The following is a 25412-nucleotide window of genomic DNA, read 5'->3' as shown; positions in this document are numbered from 1 at the left end:
CCGCGCCTCAGGCGACCGGCGTCCAGATCACGTCCTCGATCTTTTGCGCGCCGGTTGCCAGCATCGCCAGCCGGTCGAAGCCGAGCGCGATTCCGCTGGCCGGCGGCATGATGGCAAGGGCGGCAAGAAAATCCTCGTCCAGCGGATAGCGCTCGCCATAGATGCGCTCTTTCTCATCCATCTCGAGGATGAAACGCCGGCGCTGCTCGTCGGCGTCCGTCAGTTCGCCAAACCCGTTGGCGAGTTCGACGCCGCAGCAATAGAGTTCGAAGCGCTCGGCGACGCGCGGGTCGCTCGGGCTCGGCCGCGCCAATGCCGCCTCGGCCAGTGGATATTCGCACAGGATGGTCGCCCGCCCCTGCCCGAGCAACGGCTCGATCTTTTCCACCATCACACGGCTGAACAAATCTGCCCAACTATCGTCGGGCGCAGTGCGCAGGCCGGCCTGGGTCAACGCCGCATACAGCGCGTCGCGATCGGTGCTGCCGTCGGCGGCGACCGTTGCCAGCAGATCGATGCCGGCGTAGCGAGTGAAGGCCTCCGCCACCGTCAGCCGTTCCGGCTCGGCAAACGGATCGCAGTCGCGGCCCCGAAACGAGAAAAGAGTAGCCCCTGCCCTTGTCGCGGCCAGCGCCAGGAAGGCCGCGCAATCCTGCATCAGGCTCTCATAGGCCTCGCCCACCCGGTACCATTCGAGCATGGTGAATTCGGGATGGTGCAAAGGCCCGCGCTCACGGTTGCGGTAGACCGGACCGAAGCTGAAAATCCTGACTTCACCGGCGGCGAGCAGCTTCTTGCAGGCGAATTCCGGAGAGGTGTGGAGATAGAGCGGCGCCCTTGCACCGTCCGGCCCGACCGCTTCCGTGGCGAAGGCCGTCAGATGCGCCTCGTTGCCGGGCGAGACCTGCAGCGCTGCCGTCTGCACCTCGACGAAATCATGGGCGGCGAACCAGTCGCGCAGGCTGGCGGCGATGCCGTTGCGCAGCATCAGCCGCGGGCGGCGGTCGGCGTGGACATGCGGCGTCCACCAGGGCGAAGCTTCGGTCATGCGGCTCGGAACATGGTGGAAGGGGGCTGGCGGCGGCGGCCAAGATGCGGTAGGCCCCCATCCAGCGCCGCACAAGCCGGCAAACGCCAGTCAACTCTTCTTGCAGGATATAAAACCGTGGTGAAAGTCATCGCCAGTTCGCTCCGCAAAGGCAACGTCGTCGAAAAGGACGGCAAGCTTTATGTGATCCTCTTTGCCGAAAACATCCACCCAGGCAAGGGCACGCCGGTGACGCAGCTCGATATGCGCCGCATCGGCGACGGGGTAAAGGTTTCGGAGCGCTACCGCACCACCGAACAGGTTGAGCGCGCCTATGTGGAAGAGCGCGAGCACACCTTCCTCTACCGTGACGGCGAAGGCTTTCATTTCATGAACCCGGAAAGCTACGACCAGGTCGCGGTGTCGGAAGCCGTGGTCGGCGACATGGCGCCTTACCTGCTGGAAGGCATGGCCGTGCAGGTGTCGCAGTTCAACGGCATCGCCATCTCCCTGGTGCTGCCGCAGCGCGCCACCTTCGAAGTGGTGGAAACCGAGCCGACCACCAAGGGCCAGACGGCCTCGTCCTCCTACAAGCCGGCCGTGCTGTCCAACGGCGTGCGCACCCTGGTGCCACCCCACATCGCGCCAGGCACCCGCGTGGTCGTGATGACGGCGGACGGGGCTTATGTGGAGCGCGCGAAGGACTGAGGGGGCTGGCTTTTAGCTTCAGGGTGAAGGCGGTTATTCCTCAGCGAGCGACCCTTAGAGACGAGGCATCGAAGGCCCGCAATCAGACCGACGGCTTTCGGCGCCCGTGCGCCGGAAGCTGACGTTGAGGTCATAGGCGGCGACGTGATGGCGGTTCCGCTATCAGATCATGTTTGACATACCGAGCGCAGTAAGCAGGTTGTTTTGAATAGGAGCGACGGCCTGATTCAGTCCCTCCACCCCGAAGTCCATGCCCTCTGGCATGACGACGGTGCGCAATGGGCGCCGTTCCGTAGCCTCGACTAGCCGTGCGATGGCGTCAGCCACCAACTGAGGGCGGGGTGGATTCGCAGGATCAAGTCCCTGATCGGAGTTGTTTTTGATTTGGCCTGGGACCAACGCAACTGCGCCATATGTCGCCAAGACCTGCTCGTCCGAGGGCGCTGGGCTAGATGGAAGCAGATTGCTCGGAAATGGCCCGGGTTCCACGATCACCGAGTCTACGCCGAAGCTGGACAGTTCATATCGATATGCCTCGGCAAGCGCTTCAAGCGCGAACTTGCTCGCGGAATAGACACCAAAGAACGGAAAGATGACACGCCCCATCAACGAGGTGACATGGATCAGCACGCCGCTGCCCGCAGCACGCATATGGGGTAGGACGGCGCGGTCGGCCCTTACGGCCCCAAAAAAGTTCACCGCAAATTGCTGCTCGATGTCTGCCACCGTGTAGGCTTCGGTCACGCCGACGAACATCGTGCCCGCGTTGTTGATGAGCGCATCAATCCTGCCGTGTTGCTCGACGACCCGATCGATCGCAGCGTTGACCGACGCTTCGTCCGTCACATCCATCTCAATGACCTGGAGCTCATGCCCTTCGGCTTTTGCAGCGTTGATTAGCTCACTGCCCGTCTGGCTGTTTTTGCCTTCGATGTCGCGCATGGTCGCGACCACTACGTGCCCGCGCCTGGCGAGCTCCAAGGCGGTGAGCTTTCCAAAACCGCTGCTCGCGCCGGTACCAACTACAACCTTGCTGCACATTTTCTCGATCCTCTCGCTTGCCCACCTAACGGGGCAAGCAGGAATATACAGACCTGTATGTCCGTTGCAAAGAGAAAATAGACAGACTATTCTGTTTCTACACCGAACGCGCACCCGGCAGGCGAGAATGAAAACTTTGGATGTGAGTGAGTACCTCGACCTGGAATCGCGGTCGTTGCACGCCTTGGCTCCGCGAGAGCGAATTCTGAAAACAGCGTCTGAACTATTTTACCGAAACAGCATCCATACGGTGGGAATAGATCGCATCATCGCCGAGAGCGGCGTCGCAAAGATGACGTTCTATAAGCACTTCCCCTCGAAGGCCAATCTTGCCGCTACCTATCTGCGCCACAAAAGCGCGCTGTGGTTCGACATGCTGGCGACTGCGACAGAACAAGCCGGACCGGTGCCGCTGGATCGCGTGCTGGCTATTTTCGACACACTGAACGCGTCCTTTCAGGAGCCTACTTTCCGCGGCTGTCCTTTCGTTCGAGGGCTGGCCGAGTTCGGACCGGACGCGGAAACGCCAGAGGTGCAGGCAACGCTCGCAGCATATTTCCATAACTTACATGAGTTTGTCGTGTCGCTCATCCAGCCCTTGAAGTTGAAAAATCAAGAGAGCGTGGTCGTCCAGATCCTAGCGCTCATCCAGGGCTCGCTCGTGAACGCACAAGCCATGAGGGGGGGCGTTGAACCTCTTGCAACGCGCGACGCGGCCAAGATGCTGCTCAAGGCTGCGGTTGAGCCGGCTGATCGAAACTTCGACGTCTGCAGCGCCTGATGGTCAGCTCAGACGAAAAACGCGGCCGCAGGCCGAGCGCCAGAATTTGGCGGCGAATGGAGCAAATTCGGCCTCCGCTCGATGAAGAAAAAGTAAGCGCAACATCAATGAGGACGATCGATGCATATTCCAGCTAGCAAATCGAAAGAATAACGGCGAAATTGTCGTTGACGACAAGACGCCCTGGGCCACGGTTTCGTGAGGCATCAACCCTTCCAGAAATTTTCAGGGCATGTGGAGAGCGAGGGTCCATGGCGATGGCCCTAGTGAAAGAGGCGCCCCAGTAAGTTGGCGAAGGCTGCGTGCCGCCCGCTTATCGCGGGCGGCCGCAATCTAAATCAGGCAGAGAGAGATCGATTGGTTGCGACTGCGCCAGCTCGGGTGAACTCTGCATCCGGCTTGGAGAACGATGCCATGATGGCGTCGCGGTTCGAAGGAGCGCGTTTCCTGTCAGCGGCGGTGAGCGCAGTCTTGAGTTCGTGGGCGGTCAACTCAGTGCAATAGGCGGGAGTGCCCGGCTGCAGTCGCCAGGACTCCTCAAGAGTACCCGCATCCACCGCATCGAAGCCAGTGACGCTGATGAGATCGGATACAAGTGCTTTGGCCGCGGCGTCGTCACCCGAAATCGGGATGGCAATGCGACCTGGAGCACCGGCCTCCAAACCGGCCTCTGCCAATGTCTGCGTTAGCAGTGCGTTCCAAGCCTTAACAAGGGGGCGCCCCACCTGCTCGCTGGCCCAAACGGTCTCCGGCTTGCCGCTATCAACCTCGAAGATTTTGCTGTCACGGGTTGGATAGTAGTTGGAGGTGTCCACCACGATTGCGCCAGCAGGGGCGCCGGCAAGAATCGTTGCCAGGTCTGGGTTCTTGGCAAAGGGCACTGACAGGATGACCACATCGGCATCCAGTACTGCCGCCTCTCTCCCAACGGCCTGGATGCCGGTGCCGGCAACTGTGTCCGCAAGACTTTCGGGGCCACGCGAGTTCGCCAGTTTCACCTGGTGGCCAGCGGCGTCCAGCTTCTTTGCAACCAGCGAGCCGATGTTGCCGGCCCCAATGATTCCGATTTTCATTTTACATCCTTTGGTTTTCAAATTTTAGCAGGGTGAGCGAAGTCATGAAGAGTGTCTCGCAGCGCTATGATCTCGTCCTCGGACATTTGACAGGCACTCTTGATCTTGCCGGAGATGCTCCAGACCTCGTCTTTGATGCTGTGAGCGGCAGGTGTGAGATCGACAAGGACCCGGCGTTCGTCCTCGGGATCTCGCATTCGCGTCACCATCCCGCAGGTATCGAGCCGCTTGAGCAATGGGGTGATCGTGCCGGTGTCCATGCCCAAAGCGTTTCCAAGATCACCTACGGACCGGGGCGCGGACGCATAGAGCTCCAGCATCACAAGGTACTGTGGAAAGGTCAGGCCCAGTGGATCGAGGAACGGCTTGTGCATGCGTGCCATCCGGCCCGCCGCCCCGTACAGGGCGAACGAGATTTGCATTCGAACCAAACGTGACGCGCTTTTTTGAGGTGCCATACCATAGCCCAAAGAGACAAGCCGACTTCACTGGCGAACTAGTATCTAGTGCACTAGATAATGTTACTGTGGAGGAATGCAACCCTCCAGCTGCACTTGGAGTCAAACCGCATGCCGCGCCTCCAGCACCTTCTCCATCTGCCGCTTCAGCTCGCCATTGATGTCAGACGTCTCGTTCATCAAGGCGTCGATCTTCAGGAATCAAGCACGCGATATTTCGACACTGCCGGGCGAACCAGGATGTCAGGGCGGCATTGTTTCAGCTTGTTGGCGATGATCGACTGCACATCAATTGCGTGGCGCCGTCAGGCCAGTGAGGTCAATGCGTGTCTATGGCGTTGACCGAAAACGACAAGGCGCCGTGCTATTTTTCATGAAACGTGTCGCAAAAGGCCTGCGCATTCCGTCCTTTGACCAAAGAAGGAGCGCGCCATGCGAAAACTTATCGTCACCGAATTCATCAGCGTCGATGGCATTGCCGAGGTCGAGAAGCTGCCCAGGGTGATCTGGAACGACGAGATGAACAGGTTCAAGGAGGAGGAGCTTGCCGACAGCGGCGCCATGCTTTTGGGGCGCACGACCTATGAGATCTTTGCCGGGTCCTGGCCCACGGAAATCGGAGATTTTGCCGACCGGTTCAACGCGCTGCCGAAATATGTCGCCTCGACCAGCCTGAAGGCGCTCGACTGGAAGCCGGCGCAATTGCTGAAGGGCTCCCTGCCGGAAGCGGTCAGGACGCTGAAGCAAGACAGCGGCGGCAACATCTATGTGCATGGCAGCCTGAGCGTCGCGCAGGAATTGCTGCGCCACGGCCTGGTCGACCGCGTCAGGCTGCTCAGCTATCCCGGCGCCGTCGGCCAGGGCAAGCCGCTGTTCCCAGCCGGCGAGCCGGTGTCGCTCGAATTGATTTCGGCAAAACCATTTAGCAACGGCGTGGTGGCGCTAGAGTATGCAACGGTGATGGCTAAGTCGTAAGACGGTTGGGCTCTCTCCTCTCAGGTGAAGGAAAGATGCACCTCACCCGACCTGTTTCCCCCGCCTCCCTTTAACGGCGGCGCTATTCCTCGCCTCCAGCACCTTCTCCACCTGCCGCTTCAGCTCGTCCTTGATATCCACCGTCTCGTTCATCAAGGCGTCGATCTTCAGGAAATCGAGCACGCGGTATCTCGACACCGCCGGGCGGACCAGGATGTCGGGGCGGCATTGTTTTAGCTTGTTGGCGATGATCGACTGCATCATCAGCTGCGTGGCGCCGAACATCAGGTCGACGGAGGTCGGGTGCTTGCGGTCGACTTCCTCCGGCGCGCCGACCACGTCGACGCCGATGATGATGTCGGCATCGTTCTCGATCAGGTCGAACGGCACGGGGTTGTAGATGCCGCCGTCGATCAGCAGCCTGCCGTCGCGCATCACCGGGCGGAACACGGCGGGAATGGCAGCTGACGCCGCCAGCGCCGAGTGCAGGTCGCCGTCTTCGAAGACAGCGAGCTTGTGGCCGAAATAGTCGGTCGCCGTCACCTTGAGCGGGATTTTCAGCTCGGCGAAGGTTTCGGGAATGGCCTCGGGCAGAAAGGCTTTCAGGATGCGCTCGACGTTGAACTGGCTGACGCGGACCTGCATGGCTTCGGCGATGGTGCCCGGCCGCGCCCGCCACATGCGGCTCGCCACTTGGGCGCGGCGGCCGAGGATCGAGCGGGCATAGTCGTGGATGTCCTTGCCGGTCATGCCCGATGCCATGCCGGCGCCCATGATGGCGCCGATCGACGAGCCGGCAATCGCCACCGGCTTGATGCCCAACTCGTCCAGCGCCTCGATGACATGGATATGCGCCAGCCCGCGCGCGCCGCCGCCGCCGAAGGCGATGCCGAAGGTCGGGCTCATCCCTTGCCGGCTCCGGCCAGTTTCGGGCCGATGACCATGATGGTCGGCTCGGCGGTCAGCAGCTTCTTCGCCGCCGCCTCGACCTGGTCGAGCGTCACCGCGTTGATGTAGCCGGCGCGGCGTTGCATGTAGTCGATGCCGAGATCGTCGAGCTGCAGTTCGACCAGCGTCGAGGCGATGGCGCTGGAGGAGTCCAGATTGTTGATGGCGTAGGCGCCGATCATGTATTTCTTGGTCGCCGCCAGTTCCGCCTCGGTCGGGCCTTGTTCGGCCAGTCGCTTGACCACATCGCGGATGATGCCCAGCGTCTCGGCCGCACGGTCGGAGCGGGTGCCGGTGCTGACAATCAGCGCGTTGGCGTGGTCCTGGTTGATGAGCGAGGAGTTGACGCTGTAGGCCAGCCCGCGCTTCTCGCGCACTTCCTGGAACAGGCGCGAGGTGAAGGTGCCGCCGCCGAGGATCTCGTTCATCAGAACGGCGGGGAAGAAATCCGCCGCTTTGCGCTTCACGCCGGGAAAAGCGAGCTGAAGCGAGGTCTGTGGCAGGTCGTAATCGACCTCGATATGCTGCGCCAGCTTCGGGTCGATATCGGCCACCGGCCTCAGCGCCTGGTTTTGCGGCAGGTCGCCGAACACCATGTCGAGCTTCTTCTTCAGCGTCTCCGCGTCGATGGCGCCGACCACGGCGACACGCAGGCCGCCGCGGGCGAACACCGCTTTGTGCAGGGCTTTGAGATCATCGGGCGTGATGGTGGCGATGCTTTCCTTGGTGCCCTGATCGGAGCGGGAATAGGGATGATCGCCATAGAGGGCACGCGCCCATTTGTTCTGCGCCACCGTGTCGGGATCATTCTCGCCGGCAATGATGCCGGAAAGGATCTGGGCGCGGATGCGGTCGATCGGCAGCTGGTCGAAGCGCGGCTCGTTGACCGCCAGCCGCAACAGGTCGAAGGCCTGGTCGCGCTGCTCGGCCAGCATGCGCATCGAGCCGTAGATGCCGTCGCGGCTCTCGTCGAAGCTCATCTCGGCGCCGGCATCGTCGAGCTTGATCTGGAAGTCTTCGCTGTCGAGCGGTCCGGCGCCTTCGTCGAACAGGCCGGTCATCAGATTGGCCAGTCCCTCCTTGCCGACCGGATCCTGCGTCGAGCCGCCGCCGAAAACAAAGCGGATGGCAACGACCGGCACGGAATAGTCCTCGACCAGCCAGGCGGTGATGCCCTTCGGCGAGGTGACGGACTGGATGTCCATGGCCCGCGCGGTGAGTGCCGGCAGGATGAGGAAGAGGATGGAGAGGAAAAGGGTGGTGAGGGGTGCGCGTACCGCGTTCGTGCTCGTCATCAAATCAATTCCCCGCCTGTTGCTGCGGCAAGAGATAGCCGGTGGTCGACCGTGCGAGCACGAGATAGCGCGCGGCGACGGCCTTGACCTCGTCTGTCGTGACCTTGCGGATGCGGTCCGTCCACTGCTGGACGTCCTGCACATTGCCGCCGGTGGCCAGCGTCGAGCCGTAGATGTTGGCCATGGAATCCTGCTTGTCGCGGGCAAAGATCATCGACCTGACATAGCGGTCCTTGGCCTTTTCCAGCTCCGATGGCGTGACGCCATCCTTGACGATGCGCACCACTTCGGCATCGACCGCCGCTTCGACGTCGGAAATCCTGGCATCGCCGCGCGGCGCGCCATAGACAGTGAAGTTGGTGTCGTCGAGCATGGTGCCCTGGAAAAAGGCGCCGGCGCTGGATGCGATACCTTGCTGGACGACGAGCGCCTGGTAGAGCCGGCTGCGATTGCCGCCGCCAAGGATCTCCGCCAAGAGGTCGAGCGCTTCCGCCTCGCCCGGCTTGCCGGTGTGATAGGACGGCACCACCCATTGCGTGGAAAAGCTCGGCACGCTGACGCGGGCATCGGCGAGCGTCACCGTGCGCTTGGTGTTCTGCTCCGGCTCGACCGGACGGATGCGCGGCGGCAGATCGGGGCCGCGCGCCACCTTGCCATAGGTCTTTTCGGCCAGCGCCCGCACCGTGTCCGGTTCGACATCGCCGGCAACGATCAGCACCGCGTTGTTGGGCCGGTAATATTGGTCGTAGAAGGCGACAGCGTCGGCGCGGTTCAGCTGCTGCATCTCCTGCATCCAGCCGATGACCGGGATGCGATAGGGCTGGTTCTGCCAAAGCGTCGCATCGACCTCCTCGTCCAGCACGGCCTCGGGGCTGTTGTCGATGCGCGAGCGGCGCTCCTCGAGGATGACATCGCGCTCGGTCTTGATCACATCGTCGGTGAGAATGAGATTGCGCATGCGATCGGCCTCGAAGCTCATCATCAGCTCGAGCGCCGACGGCGCCACCGTTTCGTGGAAGGCGGTGTAGTCGTAAGAGGTGAAGGCGTTGTTGGAGCCGCCGATATCGGAGATGGCGCGGTCGAACTCGCCGGCCGCATGGTTGGTCGTCGCCTTGAACATCAGATGTTCGAAGAAATGCGCAATGCCGGATTTGCCTGGCGGCTCGTCGGCGCTGCCGATCTTGTACCAGACCATGTGGGTGACGATCGGCGCACGGTGGTCGGGAATGACGACCACCTCCATGCCGTTGTCGAGCAGGAAATCCGTGACCTTGAACTCGGCCGGAACCGTGTTGGGCAAGACGGGGCTCTCGGCCAGCACCGGACCGGTTATCGCAAAAGCCAAAGAGGTCGCCAACAGCGTTCCGCGCAGCCATTCAGCCTGAAATGTCATCGATGGCTCCGGTTTCTTGGCGGACGATAGGCAAGGTGCTGGCGACAAGCAAAGTGAATTGTTGGTCATGTTGCCGGCAAAGGCGGCGGCAAAGAGGCCGGCTCATGGATGCACGGCCAAGGATACGAGGCGTATCAGACCGCCTCGACAAAGCGGATAACGGTCTCGCCATAGTTGCGCTCGTCCAGCACCGAAAACCCGGGGCCCGGCTCGAACGGCGCCACTGCCGCCTCTTCGACCACGCACAGCGCGCCGGGGCGAAGCCAGCCGCCGGCTTTCGCCGACTGCAAGGCGCGCTCGCCAAGACCCTTGCCATAGGGCGGGTCGGCAAAGACGAGGCCGAACGGCGCCAGCGTGCCCGCTTCGCCAAGGCCGGTGGCGTCGCGGCGGAAGATCTTGGTGCGGCCGGTCAGGCCGAACGCTTCGACATTGTCGCGGATCAGGCCACGGCCTTCGGCTGATTCCTCGATGAAGACGCCATAGGAGGCACCGCGCGACAGCGCCTCAAGCCCCAGCGCACCGGTGCCGGCGAACAGGTCGAGCACGCGCGCGCCGTCCAACTGCTCGGCAAAGCGATGCGCCAGCACGTTGAAGACCGCCTCGCGGGTGCGATCGGTCGTCGGACGAATGGCGCTCGAACGGGGCGTCGCCAGCGGACGCCCGCGAAACTCACCACCGACGATTCTCATCTCGCTTTGGCGCCTCGGGGACCATTGCGCGGACGCTCACCGCCGCCGGCCCCGCCCGGACGTTCGCCCCGCGGCTTGCCGAACGGCTTTGCACCGGCCGGTTTGCCATAGGTCGGCTTGAACGATGCCTTGCGCGCCTTGGCTTCAGCTGCCTTGGCGGCATCGGCGTCGGCCCTGCCCTTGCCGATCGGCCGCGCGCCCGGTGCCATCCAGACATTGGCCTTGCGCTGGCCGGGCGGCTCGATCGGCCGCTGCTCGCGCTCGGACTTTTTCCCGCCGCCCGGCTTGCCGCCAAAAGCACCACGCGGTTTGTCGCCGAAGCCGCCGCGCGGTTTGTCGCCAAAACTGCCGCGTGGCTTGTCGCCGAAGCTGCGTTCGGGACGCGGGCCGCGTTCGCCAAAACTCTTCTCCGCGCTTCTGTCAGGGCTTGTCGACAGCTTGCCCAGAGCCTCGTCGCGGCTGCCTTCGCGGCGTTTGCGGTTCTTGATCAAACCGCCCTCGCCGATCGGGCGGCGCTCACCGTCGCGGGTGAATTTCGGCCGCTCCGGCTCCGGCTCGCGAACTTCGGTGCGCCGCACCGGCTTGTTGGAAAACGGCTTGGTGACATCGGCGTCGAAATTGGCGCCGGATTCCTCAACCAGGCGCTCGCCGAGTTGGTCACGCAGCACGCGCCCCTTGATCTCCAGCACATGGCCCTCGGCGAGGTCATCGAGCTGGAACGGCCCGTAGGAGATGCGGATCAGCCGCGTAACGTCGAGGCCGAGCGAACCCAGGATGTTCCTGACTTCGCGGTTCTTGCCCTCGCGCAGGCCGATCGTCAGCCAAGCATTGGTGCCTTGCTCACGGTCGAGCGTCGCTTCGATGGCACCGTAGAACACGCCGTCGACGGCAATGCCTTCACGCAGGCCCGCAAGCGCGCTTTCCTCGACCTTGCCGTGGACGCGCACCCGGTAGCGACGCAGCCAGCCGGTGGCCGGCAGTTCGAGCACGCGCGAGAGGCCGCCATCATTGGTGAGCAGCAGCAGGCCTTCGGTGTTGATGTCGAGCCGGCCGATGGTCATCAGCCGCGGCAATTCAGCCGGCAGCACGTCGAAGACGGTCTTGCGGCCCTCGGGATCGCGGTTGGTGGTGACGACGCCGGCCGGCTTGTGGAACAGGAACAGCCGGGTGCGCTCGATCGGCGGGATTTCCATGCCGTCGAGATGGATGATGTCATCAGGCATGACGTTGAAGGCCGGTGAAGTCAGGGCGCGGCCATTGACCTTGACGCGGCCGGCGGCGATCAGCTCCTCGGCATCGCGGCGCGAGGCCAGGCCGGCGCGCGCCAGCCGCTTGGCGATGCGCTCGCCTGCCTCTTCCGCGCCCTCGGCGGGACGCGGGCGTGGCTTGAAGCTGCCACCCGATGCGCCTTGCGGCCGATCGCCAAAGTCGCGCTTGGGGCGGTCGCTGAAATCGCGCTTGGGGCGGTCGGCGAAGTCACGCTTCGGGCGATCGCCGGCGTCGCGCGGCGCGCGGTCACTGAAATCACGCTTGGGACGGTCGAAACGCTTTTCGCCGCCCGCTGCCGCCGCAGCCGGGCGATCGCCACGGGGGGCATAAGGCTTGCGCGGCCCCTCGCGCTTTTCATAGGGCTTGCGCTCGCCTTCGGCGGCCACCGGGCGATCTCCACGGGGCGCATAAGGCTTGCGCGGCCCCTCGCGCTTTTCATAGGGCTTGCGCTCGCCTTCGGCGGCCATCGGGCGGTCGCCGCGCGGTGCGTAGGGCTTGCGCGGCCCTTCGCGCTTCTCAAAAGGCTTCCCTTCGGGTCGCGGGCCTTTGCTGAAAGGCTTGTCGCCGCCCTTGAAATCGCGCTTCGGCCGCTCGCCATCGGCGGCCATCGGCCGATCGCCACGCGGTGCGTAAGGCTTCTTGGCGCCAAAGGACGGCTTGCCGCCCTTGCCGGCGGCGCCATCACGGCTGCGCGGTCCCGCGGCTTTCGGCCCACTCTTGGCCGGACCCTTCCTGGGTCGGAATTTCTTGTCGTTGTCGTCCATGTGGCCTTTATCCGTTTGCGCTGCTACAGCGTGGCGCATCCTTTCGGGCGCGCAACGAACGCTGTAGCACTTTTGATGTGGCGCATGATCATTTTCGAAAACCGAGTCCCGATTTTCGAGGTCCTGCGCTCCATAACAGGATCACCGTCAGGTGGCGAGGAGATAATCAGAGTGGAAATCGCGTGAAGCGGCCCGATTTCATGGCGCTGGCGCTGAAGGAGGCCGAGGCTGCCGCCTTGCGAGGCGAAGTGCCGGTCGGCGCCGTCATCGCCAATGGCGCTGGTGTTGTCGCCAGCGCCGGCAACCGCACACGCGAACTTGCCGACCCGACCGCGCATGCCGAGATGCTGGTCATCCGCGAAGCTTGCCGCAAACTGTCGGCCGAGCGGCTGACCGGCCATGATCTCTATGTGACGCTGGAACCTTGCGCCATGTGCGCCGGCGCAATTTCCTTCGCCCGGCTGCGCCGGCTTTATTTCGGTGCCGCCGACGACAAGGGCGGCGCGGTGGTCAATGGCGTGCGCTTCTTCGCATCGCCAACCTGCCACCACAGGCCCGACATCTATCCAGGCATGGGCGAGACCGAGGCGGCCTTGTTGCTCAAAGGATTTTTCCGGGAACGGCGCGGCTGAGCCGGGCGCCCTTCGGCAAGAAATAAGAAAGAAGCGGTTTTTACAGGGACGGCATCCAGTCGAACCAGCCGCTGCCCTTCTTGCCTTCCGCCTCTTTCTTGAGACGGCGTTCCTTCTTGTACTCGTCCTCGCCAAGCTCGTTCTGCGGCGCCGTGCCGGCCGCGACACGATACTGCACTGGAGGCTCGCTCAGATATTTGCGGGTGTTCGGATCGCCCTGCTTGCTGTCGGCAAGGCGGCGCTGGATCTCGGCGGCGCGACCCTTGTCGGAATCGGCCGGTGTCCATGCCGGCGGGTGGCTCGAGCCTGATTCCGCCATTGCCCTCTTCACCGAGGCCGGATCGGTCTGCACGTCGTCGACGATCTCCGACTGGTAAGCCGGGTCGTTCTGATGGGCGGTGGCGTCGGCGCGCAGGCGGGCGCGGCGCTGCTCGGGCGATTCGGGCCATTCGGCGCTCGCCGTCTCGATGCTGTCCTGCGGGGCCGGCAGCGCTTCCTTCTGGCCTGGCGCCGGCTTCACAAGCGTCGGACGCGGCTTGTAGTCGATCTGTTCCTTGCGCTTCGGCGCGAATGAAAAGGCACCTGAAATATCGCCGGCCAGCTGTTCGCCGGCGGTCTTGTCGGTGCCGTAGGTCGGAGAGCCCATGCAGCCGGACAAAGCGAGGCCCGACGCGACAAGCGGCGCCAGCAGCGCCAAGCGCGCGTTATATCTCTCGGTCATGCCAAAAAGTCCCACTCTAGACAGCCTCTCGATTGCCGCCGGCCTTGTGGCCGGTCCCCATCGTCCAAGCACTTGCGACGGAAATCCGGCGACAATTTGTCTTCCGGAGTTTCGCGTGTTTACCTCAACCACTCGTTAAGGGCAACGCGCGGGCGGTTTTCGCCCGCCCGGCGTGGCATTTGTGCACCGATCCAGCCGACTAACCGTTAAAGTCGGCCAAGCGTCTTCAATTCATGCAGCACCGCCGCATCCCTAGCCGAAACATCCGGGAATTCCGGATCCTGGCCGACATCGGCGGTGTAGCGCCAGGAGCGTGCACATTTTAACAGGCCACGATCCTCGGCCTTCTCGACCACCACGGCGACACCCTTGACGTCGTCGATCGCGAAGGCACCAGCCGGTGCCTCGCCATGAGCGATGACCAGATCGCTGGTGATCGCCATCTCGGCCATGTCGACATCTGAAATCGCCGCTTCGAGCGCTGCGTCGTTGATTGTGACGACCGGCACCGCTTCCAGCGACGATCCGATCACCTTCTGGGCGCGCGCGATCTCCAGCGCGCCGGTGACGACGCGCCGCACTTGCCGCACCTGGCGCCACTTTTCCGCCAGCGCCTCGTTCTTCCAGTCCGCCGGGATTTGCGGGAACTGGTCGAGATGCACCGAGACGGCGTCGGGATGACGGTCAAGCCAGGCCTCCTCCGTGGTGAAAGGCAGCATCGGCGCCAGCCATTTCACCAGGCAATCGAAGAGATGGCGCACCACCTGCACCGAAGCCTTGCGCTTCAGGCTCGACGGCGCGTCGCAGTAGAGCGCATCCTTGCGGATGTCGAAATAGAACGCCGACAGCTCGACCACCATGAAATCGAGCAGCATGCGGGTGATGCGCTTGAATTCAAAGGCGTCGTAGCCCGAACGCACGACCTCATCGAGCTCGGCCAGCCGGTGCAGCATCAGCCGCTCCAGCTCCGGCATTTTCTCCATCGGCACCTCTTCGCCATCGTCATGGGCAAGCGTACCCAGCATCCAGCGGATGGTGTTGCGCAGCTTGCGGTAGGCGTCGATGTTGGTCTGCAGCACGTTCTTGCCGAGCCGCTGGTCCTCCCAGTAGTCGGTCGTCACCACCCACAGACGCAGTATGTCGGCGCCCGACTGCTTGATGACGTCCTGCGGCACGACGGTGTTGCCGAGCGACTTCGACATCTTGCGGCCATCCTCGTCCATGGTGAAGCCATGGGTGACGACGGTGTCGTAAGGCGCCCTGCCCCTGGTGCCGCAGCTCTCCAGCAGCGACGAATGGAACCAGCCGCGATGCTGGTCGGAGCCTTCGAGATAGACGTCGGCTGGCCATTTCAGGTCAGGACGATCCTCCAGCGTGAAGGCATGCGTCGAGCCCGAATCGAACCAGACGTCGAGGATGTCCATCACCTGCTTCCACTTCGAAGCGTCGTGATTGCCAAGGAAACGCTCCTTGGCATCAGCCGCGAACCAGGCGTCGGCGCCTTCCTGCTCGAAGGCGTCCATGATGCGCTGGTTGACCGCCTCGTCCTTCAGCACATTGCCGTCGGCATCGGCGAACACGGCGATCGGCACGCCCCAGGCGCGCTGGCGCGACAGCACCCAGTCCGGGCGCTCCTCGATCATGGCGCGGATGCGGTTCTGGCCTGCGGCGGGCACGAAGCGGGTGTCGTCGATGGCCTTGAGCGCCCGGCTGCGCAACGTCGAGCCATCGCCGAGGTCCTTGTCCATGTAGACGAACCATTGCGGCGTGTTGCGGAAGATGATCGGTTTCTTGGACCGCCAGGAGTGAGGGTAGCTGTGCTTCAGCCGGCCACGCGCGAACAGCGCGTTGCGTTTGATCAACTCGTCGATGACGGCCTGGTTGGCGTTGCCCTTCTTGCCATTGTCATCGATGACGCGTGCCGGTCCACCCTCGCGGTCGGGGCCGAACCCCGGCGCGTCCTTGGTGAAGAAGCCGCCATCGTCGACGGTGAACGGGATGGCGGGATCGATGCCGCGTGCGCGCAGATCCACCGCCGCGTCCATCCAGGCGTCAAAGTCCTCGCGGCCGTGACCGGGCGCGGTGTGGACGAAGCCGGTGCCGGCATCGTCGGTGACATGGTCGCCGACGAGCATGGGCACATCGAAATGATACCCTCCGTTTAACGCAAAAAACGGATGATCTAACGTTACGTTGGCAAGTTCCTCGCTTGTCACGGTGCGAAGTCGCTTAAAATTCACCTTGGCTTTGGCTGCGCTTTCATCGGCAAGCGCGTCGGCAAAGACCAGCTTCTCACCGGGCTGAGGGCCAAAGTCATTTTCGGCTGCCACGATCTCGTAAAGTCCGTAGGCAATGCGTGGCGAATAGGCTACCGCCCGGTTACCCGGGATCGTCCAAGGCGTTGTCGTCCAGATGACAACTGAAGCATGGGACAAACTGTGCGGCGGCTTTACGACAATTTTCCTGCCAGTTCGCTCACCACCTTCGTCCTCGACGTGTAAAATCGTATCCCCATCAGCAGACTGGATCGGAAACTTCACCCAGATCGTGTCGCTCTCATAGTCGTGGTACTCGATCTCGGCCTCGGCCAGCGCCGTACGCTCGACCACGCTCCACATCACCGGCTTGGAGCCGCGGTAGAGCTGGCCCGACATGGCGAATTTCAAAAGCTCGCCGGCGATCCGCGACTCGGCATGGAAAGCCATCGTCGTATAGGGATTCTCGAAGTCGCCGATGACGCCGAGGCGCTGGAACTCGGCCCCCTGCACCGTGATCCAACCTGCGGCGAACTCACGGCATTCCTTGCGGAATTCGTTGACCGGCACCTCGTCCTTGTTCTTGCCCTTGGCGCGGTACTGCTCCTCGATCTTCCATTCGATCGGCAGGCCGTGACAGTCCCAGCCGGGCACATAGTTCGAGTCGTAACCGCGCATCTGGAACGAGCGGGTGATGACGTCCTTGAGGATCTTGTTCAGCGCATGGCCGATATGGATGTTGCCGTTGGCGTAGGGCGGGCCGTCATGCAGCACGTATTTCGTGCGGCCGGCAGCGCTCTCGCGCAGCTTGCGGTAGAGGTCCATGTCCTGCCAGCGCTTGACCAGCAGCGGCTCCTTCTCCGGCAAGCCGGCACGCATCGGGAAATCCGTCCGCGGCAGGTAAAGCGTCTTGGAATAGTCGATCGTTTCAGTTGTATCGGTCATTGGTCTGCCATGTGCATTGCCCGGCGGCAAAAGAGCTCGGGCGTTGAACTATACTTTTGCGCATGTCGTTTTCCCAAAACCGGGGCCACTTTTGGGCGACATGCCTGATGATCTGGAAAAAGCGCGAGAGGCCGCGCGCAGAATTCCCGGCGGTTCCGGCGACCCTCAGGCCGCCCGGAACACCGGGCCGGTAATTCGTATCGTCAGCACGCGAAGGCGCGAAAAGCTCGTCATTGGTGGGCTTTTAGCGGAGATAGACGCAGGAATAAAGCGTCTCTCGTTCGATTCACCTACATCGTGAAATCGAAGCGGTAGGTGGTCGACACGCCAATCATAAACTGGTTGCGGTCGCCACGCTCCTTGACCAGGCTGGAATCGGCCGCCGGTCCCATCAGGCGCGAATATTCGCCAAACAGGCTGGCAGTCATCGGCTCGGTCACCTTCCAGGTGATAGCGCCGCCGAGGCCGGTCGATTTCAACCCGCCACCGGGATGGTATTCGCTCAAGCCCGAGGCCACCGCTTCCTGCGCGTTGACGCCATAATAGGCGTCGAAATAGTTGCCTGAGGCGAAGGAAACACGCGGTCCTCCCGAAATCCTGACGGTCGGCGTCACGTCGTAAAAGGCGTCGGCGGCGATGTCGGCGACAAAGCCGTTGTGGGCGCGAATGCCGTGGCGCAGCTCGGCGCGGGCGCGCAGCCAGTCCGTCGGATAGAATTCGAAGAAGCCGCCGACTTCGCCGCCCCAGCGCACCGGATCGAGGCCCTTCAGCTCATCGGCGTTGTCATCGTCGCGGGAAAACAGGAACTTGCCGGTCAGGCCGGCGCGGACACCGCCATCATCGACCAGCGCCAGCGAGATGTTGTCGTTGCGCGAGACAAAGCGGGCGGCAGGTCCGGCCTTGCCCAGCGAAATGATCGGCGAGGCGCTGAGCAGGTACTTCTTGCCGCCCTCGAAATTCGGCGCCACCATGCCAGTGGCGCCAACGGTCAGATACCAGTCGCCGGACAGCCAGCTGCCCTCGCCCGCATTGGCAACGCCCGCGCCACCCAGCATCGCAGCGGCCAACACCAGAGAGATTCTTCCGACCGGACTCATGGCCACTCCACTAACACAACACACACGGTTACCGACGACAGCTTTGACGGCCGTTTGGTAAAATTTGATTTAAACCCGAGACATACGCTCGCGCTTTGCCGCGATCCGGCTGCCGGTCATCGACTGGACGTTGGCCCGCGCCCGGATTACCTTCCATTCGCAGTATTCCGCAGCCCTCGATGGAGACCGCGACAATGACCCTGCATGGCGACGCCTTGAAAATCGCGATCGAACAGACACGGACAAAATGGGGATGGTTTGTCGCGCTCGGTGTGCTGCTGCTCATCTTCGGCGGCATTGCCTTTGCCAATCTGTTCGTCGCCACGGTGGCTTCCGTCTACGTCGTGGGATGGCTGATGCTGATGGCGGGCATCATCGAGATCGTGCATGCGTTCGGCGTCAAGACCTGGAGCCGCTTCTTCTACTGGCTGCTCAGCGGACTGCTGTACGCCGTTGCCGGCTTCTTCGCTTTCGGCAATCCGTTGCTTGCCTCGGCGGTGCTGACGTTCCTGCTGGCGATCGCGCTGGTCGCGTCAGGGGTGCTCAGGGCCTGGGTCGGCTACAGCCATCGGCCGGAACGCGGCTGGGGCTGGATCGTCGCCGCCGGTGTCATCAGCGCCCTTGCAGGTCTGATCATCGCCATGGGCTGGCCGGTCAACAGCCTGTGGGTGCTCGGTCTGTTCCTTGCGATCGATCTGATCTTCCAGGGCTGGACCTTCATCGCCGTCGGCCTCGCGCTGAAAAAATAGCCGGGATCACGCCTGGACTCAAAAAGCCATGGCCGCGTCGAGATCGGAGAGCGGCTTGACGCCGGCAAGCAGCGCGCGTGCCTCGGCTTCATCGCGCTTCATCTGCGCGACCAGCGCATCGAGCCCTTCGAACTTCACCTCCGGGCGCAGGAAACCGAAGAAGGAAACCTGACAGACCTCGCCATAGAGGTCTTCGGAGAAGTCGAAGACGAAGGTTTCAAGCAGCGGCGCGCCATTGTCGTCGACCGTCGGGCGACGGCCGAAGCTGGCGACGCCGTCGTGAAGCGTGCCGTCGGCGCGGCGGAAGCGGACGGCATAGATGCCCTCCTTGAGTGCGGCTTCAGCCGACAGCCTCATATTCGCGGTTGGAAAGCCAAGGGTGCGGCCAAGCTGCTGTCCGCCGACCACCTCGCTTTCGACGGTGAAGCGGTAGCCGAGCAGACCGGCGGCTTCAGCCACCTCGCCCTCGCCCAGCAATCCGCGGATGCGGCTGGACGACACCACCTCGGCGCCCTCGTCCCGGAAGGCGTCGACGAGCGTGACGCCGAAGCCATGACGTTCGCCGGCCGCCATCAGGTAGGCCGGGCCGCCTTGACGATCCTTGCCGAAGTGGAAATCGAACCCGGTCACGGCGTGGGTAATGCCAAGGTTCGTTTCCAGCACATCCGTCACGAACGCTTCCGCCGACAGCGAGGCGAAGTCGCGCGTGAACGGCTGTTCGACCAGCGCGGCAAAGCCCAGCAGCGACAGGAGCCTCGCCTTCATCGGCGGCGGCGTCAGCACGAACAACGGGATATCAGGCCTGAAGATCTTGCGCGGATGCGGTTCGAATGTCAGCACCAGGGCCGGCACTCCACGCCGTCCGGCCTCGGCAGAGGCCCGCTCGAGCACCGCCTGATGGCCGCGATGGACGCCATCGAAATTGCCGATCGCCACCACGCCGCCGCGCAGGTCGGCGGGAAGCGGCGCGGTTGCCAGGATGCGTTGGAAGGCTGCCATCGTCACCTACCGAAGTCTGGGAATGACGGCCACCGGACCATAGCCATGCTTTTCCAGGAACGCCGCCAGTCTTGCCGGGTCCGGGTACAGGGCATCGCCATAGTCGCGGGCATGGATGCCGCCGGAGACATAAAGAACATCGAAGCCATTGTCGGCGGCGCCCTTCACATCGGTCATCATGCCGTCGCCGATGGCCAGCACCTGGCCGCGCTCGACCGGCTGGCCAAGAATCTCGGCGACCTCTTTCATCGCGAGATTGTAGATCGGCGCGTAAGGTTTTCCAGCGATCAATGTGCGGCCGCCGAGCTGGGCGTAGTCACGCGCCAGCGCGCCGGCACACCATATGATGCGTTCGCCGCGCTCGACCACGATGTCGGGATTTGCGCAGATGAAAGGCAGGTTCCGGGCGCGCAGCCGCCGCAGGAGCTCCGTGTAATCCTCGGGGTTTTCGACCTCGTCGTCGAACAGGCCGGTGCAGACGATGCCGGACGCCTCGAACTCCTCGACAAGCTCGACGTCGAGACCTTCATAGAGGGTGAAGTCCCGGTCGGCGCCGATATGGAAAATCTTGCGCGGCCCTTCGGCGATCAGATCCCGCGTCACGTCGCCTGAGGTAACCACCCGGTCGTAGGCTGACGGTGGAACACCGATCGCGTTCATCTGCGCCACGACATCCGCACTTCTGCGCGGCGAATTGGTGATGAGGACGACGGGGATTTTCGCCTCTCGAGCCCTTGCCAATGCCGAGGCCGCCGCCGGGAAATGCGTTTCACCATTGTGCACCACGCCCCAGACGTCGCACAGGATTGCCGAATAGGCCTTCGACACGTCTTCGAGCGAGCTGATGATTTCAGGCGAATCCGCCATGCCGTTTCCTTCAGTCATGATCGTTGCGATCGCCGCGACCGACGGTTCGCCGCAGCCGGTTCGGATTAGCCGAACCGCCCCGGCCTGTCATCAGCTTTCGCCAGGCACGATTGGTTAGCGGTTGGTGAAGCGCTGCCCCGGCAATCGAGCGATTTCCCAAACACGGCCTTCAGCGTTTTGTGGAAAGCTGGCATTGATCGAGAATCCGCCGGCGGGGGCCGCTGCAAGACATGCATGGACTTTGGCGTCAGTTCTGCCGCGACCAACGCGGCAACTATGCTCTTATGACCGTCGTCGCGATGGTTCCGCTCATGGGCGCCCTGGCGATGGCCGTCGACTTCACCGAGATGAGCCGCGAAAAACAGGCGGTTTCGAATGCGCTCGATGCCGCAAACTTCGCCACGGCGCGCCGGCTGACGGAAGGTGCTACCGACGACCAGTTGAGAGCCTATGCGCTCGATTTCTTCAATGCCAACCTCAACAAGATCAACCCTGCCAACACGACGCTCAGCGTCACCTTGCCAAGCAACACCGCCGGCGGGGGCTTGCTCAAGATGAGCGCGCGGCTTGACTACAAGCCCTATTTCTATCCGGTCTTCGGTCAGCTCGTCGGCAAATCCGAAACCGACGCCAACCAGAAGATCAGCTTCAACGTCTCCTCGGAAGTGCGGCTGAAGAACACTCTTGAAGTCGCCCTGGTGCTCGACAATTCCGGGTCGATGACCAAGACCGGAACGGGCTCGGGGCAAACGCGGATCGACCTTCTCAAGACCGCGGCCAAACAGCTGGTCGACACGCTGGCCCAGCAGGCGGCGATGATCAAGCAGGTCGACAGGCCGGTGCAGTTCGGCCTCGTGCCGTTTGCCGCCTCGGTCAATGTCGGACCCGGCAACGGTAACGCGTCCTGGATGGACACCGAAGGACTGTCGCCGGTATCGAACGAGAATTTCGACTGGTCGACGCTGAACGCGGTCGACAAATACGCCCAGCAGACCAACGGTATCTGGTACAAGCGCGGCACCGGATGGGGTACCGGCGAAGGCCAGATGCTGACCCGGTTTTCGCTCTACCGAGACATGAAGGTCGTCACCAACCATGAGCGTGTCACCAACAGCAAGCGCGTGGTTTGCGACGAATACAACTCGAACAACACCTGCAAACGCGACCACGACGAATACGACTACATCGATTCCTATGGCCCGTTCGCCAGTTGGCAGGGTTGCGTCGAGGCCAGGCCCTATCCCTACAATGTCAACGACGCGGCGCCTTCCGGCGGCTCTGCGAACACCGGCATAGGGATTGGCGATCCGGCGACGATGTTCGTGCCGATGTTCGCCCCTGACGAACCCGGCAACCATTGGAAGATCACTCAGGATCCGGATGAGGCCGCGCCGACGGCCTATGGCGCTATCAACAGCTGGTGGAATGACGACCCGACAAGCAGCACCGGCCAATCCCGGTTGCGCAACATGGCCAAATATTTCCAGCCGCGGCCGATCAATGCGCCGGCGCTGGCCGCCGGCAACGGGCCGAACTACAGCTGCTCCACCAACCCGATCACGCCGCTGACCGATGTCAGCGTTGCCACTGGGCTCACGGCGATCAAGGCCGCGATCGACCTGATGAAGCCCGATGGCGGCACCAATGTTCCCGAAGGCATCGCCTGGGGATGGCGCGTGGTTTCGAGCGGCGAGCCCTTCACGCAAGGACGCCCGGAAACCGAGAGGGGCAACGACAAGGTCGTGATCGTGCTGACCGACGGCGCCAACACCTACTACACGCCTTCCTCGCTCGGCTATTCCGACCCCGCCGATTCGAAGTCGACCTATGCGTCCTTCGGCTATCTCAAACCCGGCTACAACGGCACGTCGGTGGGCCGCCTGTTCATGGGCACATCGAGCACCATTGGCCAATTCGATTATTCTAACGGCAATTATACCAACGCGCTCAACGAGCAGATGGCGACGCTTTGCAACAACGCCAAGGCAGCCAACATCATGGTGATGACTGTGGCGCTCGATCTGTCGACGACTAAAATCGCCGACCAGCAGGCGATCGAGGCGCTGAAATCCTGCTCGTCGAACTCGCGCTTCCGCAAGGATCCAACGGACGCGAGCAAGCCGGCAAAACTGTTCTGGAACGCCACCGGCGCCAGCTTGTCGAACGATTTCAAGGAAATCGGCAACGAACTGTCGAACCTGCGCGTCGTCGGCTGATCCGTAGGCACCGGCGGCTAGCTGGAACAACGGCTGGCGCCGCCATGCACTTGCGCGCGCCTGCCGGGACAGGCACATGTTGGCCGCCTGCCGGATCGTGCATCCATTCGCGGCGCGCTGGGGAAGAACAGATGCCCGAAACGGCCAATCATCTCGCCTTCGCGCTGGTCTGCCTCGGCATGGTGCTGACGCCTGGCCCCAACATGATCTATCTGATCTCGCGTTCCCTGTCGCAGGGGCCGAAGGCGGGGCTCATCTCGCTTGGCGGCGTGGCACTCGGCTTTGTCTTCTATGTGCTGGCGGCGGCGTTCGGCATCACCGCGCTGCTGCTCGCCGTGCCCTACGCCTATGACGCGCTGCGCTTTGCCGGCGTGCTCTATCTCCTGTGGCTGGCCTGGCAGGCGGTGAAGCCGGGCGGACGCTCGCCGTTCGAAGTGCGCGAATTGCCGAGGGACAGGCCGCGCAAGCTTTTCGCCATGGGCCTGATGACGAATCTGCTCAATCCGAAGGTGGCCGTGCTCTATCTGTCGCTGTTGCCGCAGTTCATCAGCCCCGGCAAAGGCCACGTCCTGTCGCAGCTACTGGTGCTCGGCGCGACGCAGATTTCGATCAGTCTCAGCGTCAATGCCGTCATCGCGGTGACGGCCGGCTCGATCGCCACCTTTCTCGCCGGACGGCCTTTGTGGCTGGTCATCCAGCGCTGGATGATGGGCACCGTGCTGGCGGCACTTGCGCTGAAGATGGCGACAGAGGCGCAGCGCTGAATTCGCCTTGGACGATGATCGCGAGCTGAGCTAGAAACGTCAGGGCGCCAGCAGCTGCACGAATTTCTCCGCGGCTGGCGAACGATTGGCCCTTGCAAGACTGACAACGAGCAGCCGCCTCTGAACACAAGGAACAATGGGAATTCGACACACGCGAGCGTCTCCTTCCGGAGTGGAAAGCTCAGGCATCAGTGTCACACCGATCCCCTGCGACACCATTTCCACCAGGGCAGCCGTATCGCGAACCGTAAGGACAACCTTAGGCGAGATGTTCACGGATGCGAAGAGCTGACGGATGACCGGCTCGCAACCAGAGCCCGACATGATGAAATTCTCGTCGGCCAGGTCGCACAATTTGACGCGCGCCGTCGCTGCTAGCGGGTGGTCGCAAGCAGCAAGAAAGACGAAATCATCCTCCAGGACTACATCCCCGACAGTTTCGGCTGATTGTTCGGAGGTCAGGCCGACGTCGACGACTGCTGTTTCAACCCATTCCAGAACCTCATGATCGGTTCCTTCCAGCAAAACCAGTTCGACGCCGGGGAAAAGCCGCTGGAAGCGGGCAAGTATTTGCGGCAGCAAACGCTCTACCGCGCTTGCCACGCTTCCAATGCGCAACCGCCCGGTCTGAGCGCCTGAAGCTGCGGCGCTCCTTTGCTGGATTCGCTCGATGGCCAGAACGGCCTCTCGCGCATCCTGAAGCACTGCTTGTCCAATTTCCGTCGGAAACACCCCGTTCTTGCCGCGAACCAGAAGCTTCACTCCAAGAACGCCTTCAAGGCTTCTCATCGCCTGGCTTGCGCCCGACTGCGTCATGCCGATCCGCGTAGCGGCCGTCGAAAAGCTCGCGTCTTCGACAATCATGGTCAGGACCCGCAGCTGAGCGAGAGTGATATTAGTGATAGTCATGATAGATATCATCCGAATGCATTTTACTTATGCATCTCCGATAACGCATCTGGAAGCTCACTTCAATTCATAGGAGCTCTCATGACACAACGACTCGCATTGGCGCTGATCGGTGAATACACGCCATCTTTCGAACCACACGCCAAGATGGACGAAGCGCTGGATCATGCCGGGTCCACGCTCGGTATCCAGTACGAACACCAGTGGATTTCGACCGAAGAACTGATCACCGGGGTCAGCGACAAGCTGGCACCTTTTGATGCGATCTGGATCGCTCCAGGCAGCCCGTACAGGAGCATGAATGGCGCTCTGAATGCCATCCGGCATGCCAGGGAAAACGAAATTCCTGCTTTGGGAACCTGCGGCGGTTGCCAGCATATGGTCGTCGAATATGCCCGCAACGTGCTGGGTTTCCAGGACGCCGAGCATGCGGAATACGATCCCTATGCTTCCACCCTGTTCGTCACACAGCTGACCTGTTCACTCGTTGGGCAAACCATGGACGTATTTCTGACGCGAGGGAGCCGGGCAGCGCGGATTTATGGACAAACGAACACGAAAGAGCGCTACTATTGCAACTTCGGCATCAATCCAGCCTACCAGAAAGAACTGGACGCCGGCGGCTTTCACATTGTCGGCAGGGATTCGAATGGCGAGGCTCGCGTCCTCCTGCTGCCATCCCACCCATTCTACCTTGCCACGCTCTTCGTGCCGCAGCTGACGTCGACAAAGCAGCACCCGCATCCAATCATTGTCGCCTTCCTGGAAAGCGCCCGGTCAAGACCGCGCGCCGCGTTTTGGGGCGGTGATGTTTCCCAGCTCAATCGCTGAACGGCC

At 62.5% G+C, this 25412-nt stretch carries 23 protein-coding genes and 1 pseudogene; 8 read left to right on the top strand and 16 right to left on the bottom strand.

What is annotated here, in order from left to right:
- Window positions 1-7: 7 nt before the first annotated feature.
- On the bottom strand, window positions 8-1048 hold the full coding sequence (gene epmA / locus NKH06_RS13480) for an EF-P lysine aminoacylase EpmA (RefSeq protein ID WP_352868043.1): 1041 nt from the start codon (window positions 1046-1048) through the stop codon (window positions 8-10).
- Between the two features lie 117 nt (window positions 1049-1165).
- Here epmA and efp point away from each other — a divergent pair, with 117 nt between their 5' ends.
- Entirely contained in the window at window positions 1166-1735 is a 570-nt protein-coding gene (gene efp / locus NKH06_RS13475; RefSeq protein WP_127289004.1) for an elongation factor P, read from the top strand.
- 162 nt (window positions 1736-1897) lie between these two features.
- Here efp and NKH06_RS13470 read toward each other — a convergent pair whose 3' ends face one another.
- A complete protein-coding gene (locus NKH06_RS13470; protein WP_352868046.1) occupies window positions 1898-2776 on the bottom strand; it encodes an SDR family oxidoreductase in 879 nt (292 codons plus the stop codon).
- 127 nt (window positions 2777-2903) lie between these two features.
- On the opposite strand from NKH06_RS13470, the gene NKH06_RS13465 reads away from it, so the two are divergent.
- Entirely contained in the window at window positions 2904-3557 is a 654-nt protein-coding gene (locus NKH06_RS13465; RefSeq protein ID WP_352553920.1) for a TetR/AcrR family transcriptional regulator, read from the top strand.
- 338 nt (window positions 3558-3895) lie between these two features.
- Here the strand turns inward: NKH06_RS13465 and NKH06_RS13460 are convergent, their stop codons facing one another.
- The 3 genes and pseudogenes from NKH06_RS13460 to NKH06_RS32025 form a co-directional block, all read right to left on the bottom strand.
- Window positions 3896-4630 (bottom strand): NADPH-dependent F420 reductase, encoded by a 735-nt coding sequence (locus tag NKH06_RS13460; protein WP_352553918.1) that lies wholly within the window; start codon window positions 4628-4630, stop codon window positions 3896-3898.
- Between the two features lie 17 nt (window positions 4631-4647).
- Entirely contained in the window at window positions 4648-5004 is a 357-nt protein-coding gene (locus NKH06_RS13455) for a MarR family winged helix-turn-helix transcriptional regulator (protein WP_352553916.1), read from the bottom strand.
- Between the two features lie 186 nt (window positions 5005-5190).
- Window positions 5191-5392 (bottom strand): annotated as a pseudogene (locus NKH06_RS32025) (patatin-like phospholipase family protein); the annotation flags it as partial.
- A 128-nt stretch (window positions 5393-5520) separates the two neighbouring features.
- On the opposite strand from NKH06_RS32025, the gene NKH06_RS13450 reads away from it, so the two are divergent.
- Window positions 5521-6063, top strand: coding sequence for a dihydrofolate reductase family protein (locus NKH06_RS13450; protein WP_352868049.1), 543 nt, complete (start codon window positions 5521-5523; stop codon window positions 6061-6063).
- 42 nt (window positions 6064-6105) lie between these two features.
- On the opposite strand, the gene NKH06_RS13445 is transcribed toward NKH06_RS13450, so the two are convergent.
- The 5 genes from NKH06_RS13445 to NKH06_RS13425 form a co-directional block, all read right to left on the bottom strand.
- A complete protein-coding gene (locus NKH06_RS13445; protein WP_352868051.1) occupies window positions 6106-6969 on the bottom strand; it encodes a patatin-like phospholipase family protein in 864 nt (287 codons plus the stop codon).
- Complete coding sequence (locus NKH06_RS13440) at window positions 6966-8306, bottom strand: M16 family metallopeptidase (RefSeq protein ID WP_352868053.1); 1341 nt, start codon at window positions 8304-8306, stop codon at window positions 6966-6968. The genes NKH06_RS13445 and NKH06_RS13440 overlap by 4 nt, the downstream gene beginning before the upstream one ends.
- 4 nt (window positions 8307-8310) lie before the next feature.
- Entirely contained in the window at window positions 8311-9699 is a 1389-nt protein-coding gene (locus NKH06_RS13435) for a M16 family metallopeptidase (protein WP_352868055.1), read from the bottom strand.
- A 134-nt stretch (window positions 9700-9833) separates the two neighbouring features.
- On the bottom strand, window positions 9834-10388 hold the full coding sequence (gene rsmD, locus NKH06_RS13430) for a 16S rRNA (guanine(966)-N(2))-methyltransferase RsmD (protein ID WP_127257966.1): 555 nt from the start codon (window positions 10386-10388) through the stop codon (window positions 9834-9836).
- On the bottom strand, window positions 10385-12421 hold the full coding sequence (locus NKH06_RS13425; protein WP_352868058.1) for a pseudouridine synthase: 2037 nt from the start codon (window positions 12419-12421) through the stop codon (window positions 10385-10387). The genes rsmD and NKH06_RS13425 overlap by 4 nt, the downstream gene beginning before the upstream one ends.
- A gap of 182 nt (window positions 12422-12603) precedes the next feature.
- Here NKH06_RS13425 and NKH06_RS13420 point away from each other — a divergent pair, with 182 nt between their 5' ends.
- Window positions 12604-13053, top strand: a complete 450-nt coding sequence (locus tag NKH06_RS13420; protein ID WP_023813544.1) for a nucleoside deaminase — start codon at window positions 12604-12606, stop codon at window positions 13051-13053.
- A 40-nt stretch (window positions 13054-13093) separates the two neighbouring features.
- Here NKH06_RS13420 and NKH06_RS13415 read toward each other — a convergent pair whose 3' ends face one another.
- The 3 genes from NKH06_RS13415 to NKH06_RS13405 form a co-directional block, all read right to left on the bottom strand.
- On the bottom strand, window positions 13094-13774 hold the full coding sequence (locus NKH06_RS13415) for a hypothetical protein (RefSeq protein ID WP_023813543.1): 681 nt from the start codon (window positions 13772-13774) through the stop codon (window positions 13094-13096).
- Window positions 13775-13980: 206 nt separating this feature from the next.
- The gene (ileS, locus tag NKH06_RS13410; protein ID WP_023813542.1) at window positions 13981-16974 is read right to left on the bottom strand and encodes an isoleucine--tRNA ligase; all 2994 of its coding nucleotides are present in this window, start codon (window positions 16972-16974) and stop codon (window positions 13981-13983) included.
- A gap of 290 nt (window positions 16975-17264) precedes the next feature.
- A complete protein-coding gene (locus NKH06_RS13405; RefSeq protein ID WP_023813541.1) occupies window positions 17265-18071 on the bottom strand; it encodes a MipA/OmpV family protein in 807 nt (268 codons plus the stop codon).
- Window positions 18072-18265: 194 nt separating this feature from the next.
- Here NKH06_RS13405 and NKH06_RS13400 point away from each other — a divergent pair, with 194 nt between their 5' ends.
- Entirely contained in the window at window positions 18266-18820 is a 555-nt protein-coding gene (locus tag NKH06_RS13400) for an HdeD family acid-resistance protein (RefSeq protein ID WP_023813540.1), read from the top strand.
- 18 nt (window positions 18821-18838) lie between these two features.
- Here the strand turns inward: NKH06_RS13400 and NKH06_RS13395 are convergent, their stop codons facing one another.
- Entirely contained in the window at window positions 18839-19819 is a 981-nt protein-coding gene (locus NKH06_RS13395; RefSeq protein WP_023813539.1) for a bifunctional riboflavin kinase/FAD synthetase, read from the bottom strand.
- 6 nt (window positions 19820-19825) lie between these two features.
- Window positions 19826-20686 (bottom strand): TIGR01459 family HAD-type hydrolase, encoded by an 861-nt coding sequence (locus NKH06_RS13390; RefSeq protein ID WP_023813538.1) that lies wholly within the window; start codon window positions 20684-20686, stop codon window positions 19826-19828.
- A 230-nt stretch (window positions 20687-20916) separates the two neighbouring features.
- On the opposite strand from NKH06_RS13390, the gene NKH06_RS13385 reads away from it, so the two are divergent.
- Together NKH06_RS13385 and NKH06_RS13380 are read left to right on the top strand one after the other, a co-directional pair.
- Window positions 20917-22902, top strand: a complete 1986-nt coding sequence (locus NKH06_RS13385; RefSeq protein ID WP_023813537.1) for a TadE/TadG family type IV pilus assembly protein — start codon at window positions 20917-20919, stop codon at window positions 22900-22902.
- Window positions 22903-23033: 131 nt separating this feature from the next.
- Complete coding sequence (locus NKH06_RS13380) at window positions 23034-23666, top strand: LysE family translocator (protein ID WP_023813536.1); 633 nt, start codon at window positions 23034-23036, stop codon at window positions 23664-23666.
- 39 nt (window positions 23667-23705) lie between these two features.
- On the opposite strand, the gene NKH06_RS13375 is transcribed toward NKH06_RS13380, so the two are convergent.
- Window positions 23706-24575, bottom strand: a complete 870-nt coding sequence (locus NKH06_RS13375) for a LysR family transcriptional regulator (RefSeq protein WP_164892996.1) — start codon at window positions 24573-24575, stop codon at window positions 23706-23708.
- Between the two features lie 81 nt (window positions 24576-24656).
- On the opposite strand from NKH06_RS13375, the gene NKH06_RS13370 reads away from it, so the two are divergent.
- A complete protein-coding gene (locus NKH06_RS13370) occupies window positions 24657-25406 on the top strand; it encodes a CTP synthase C-terminal region-related (seleno)protein (RefSeq protein WP_023813534.1) in 750 nt (249 codons plus the stop codon).
- Window positions 25407-25412: the final 6 nt, after the last annotated feature.

Source organism: Mesorhizobium sp. M1342 (assembly GCF_040317955.1).
GTDB lineage: Bacteria > Pseudomonadota > Alphaproteobacteria > Rhizobiales > Rhizobiaceae > Mesorhizobium.
This window is presented reverse-complemented; position numbering and strand designations above follow the sequence as displayed.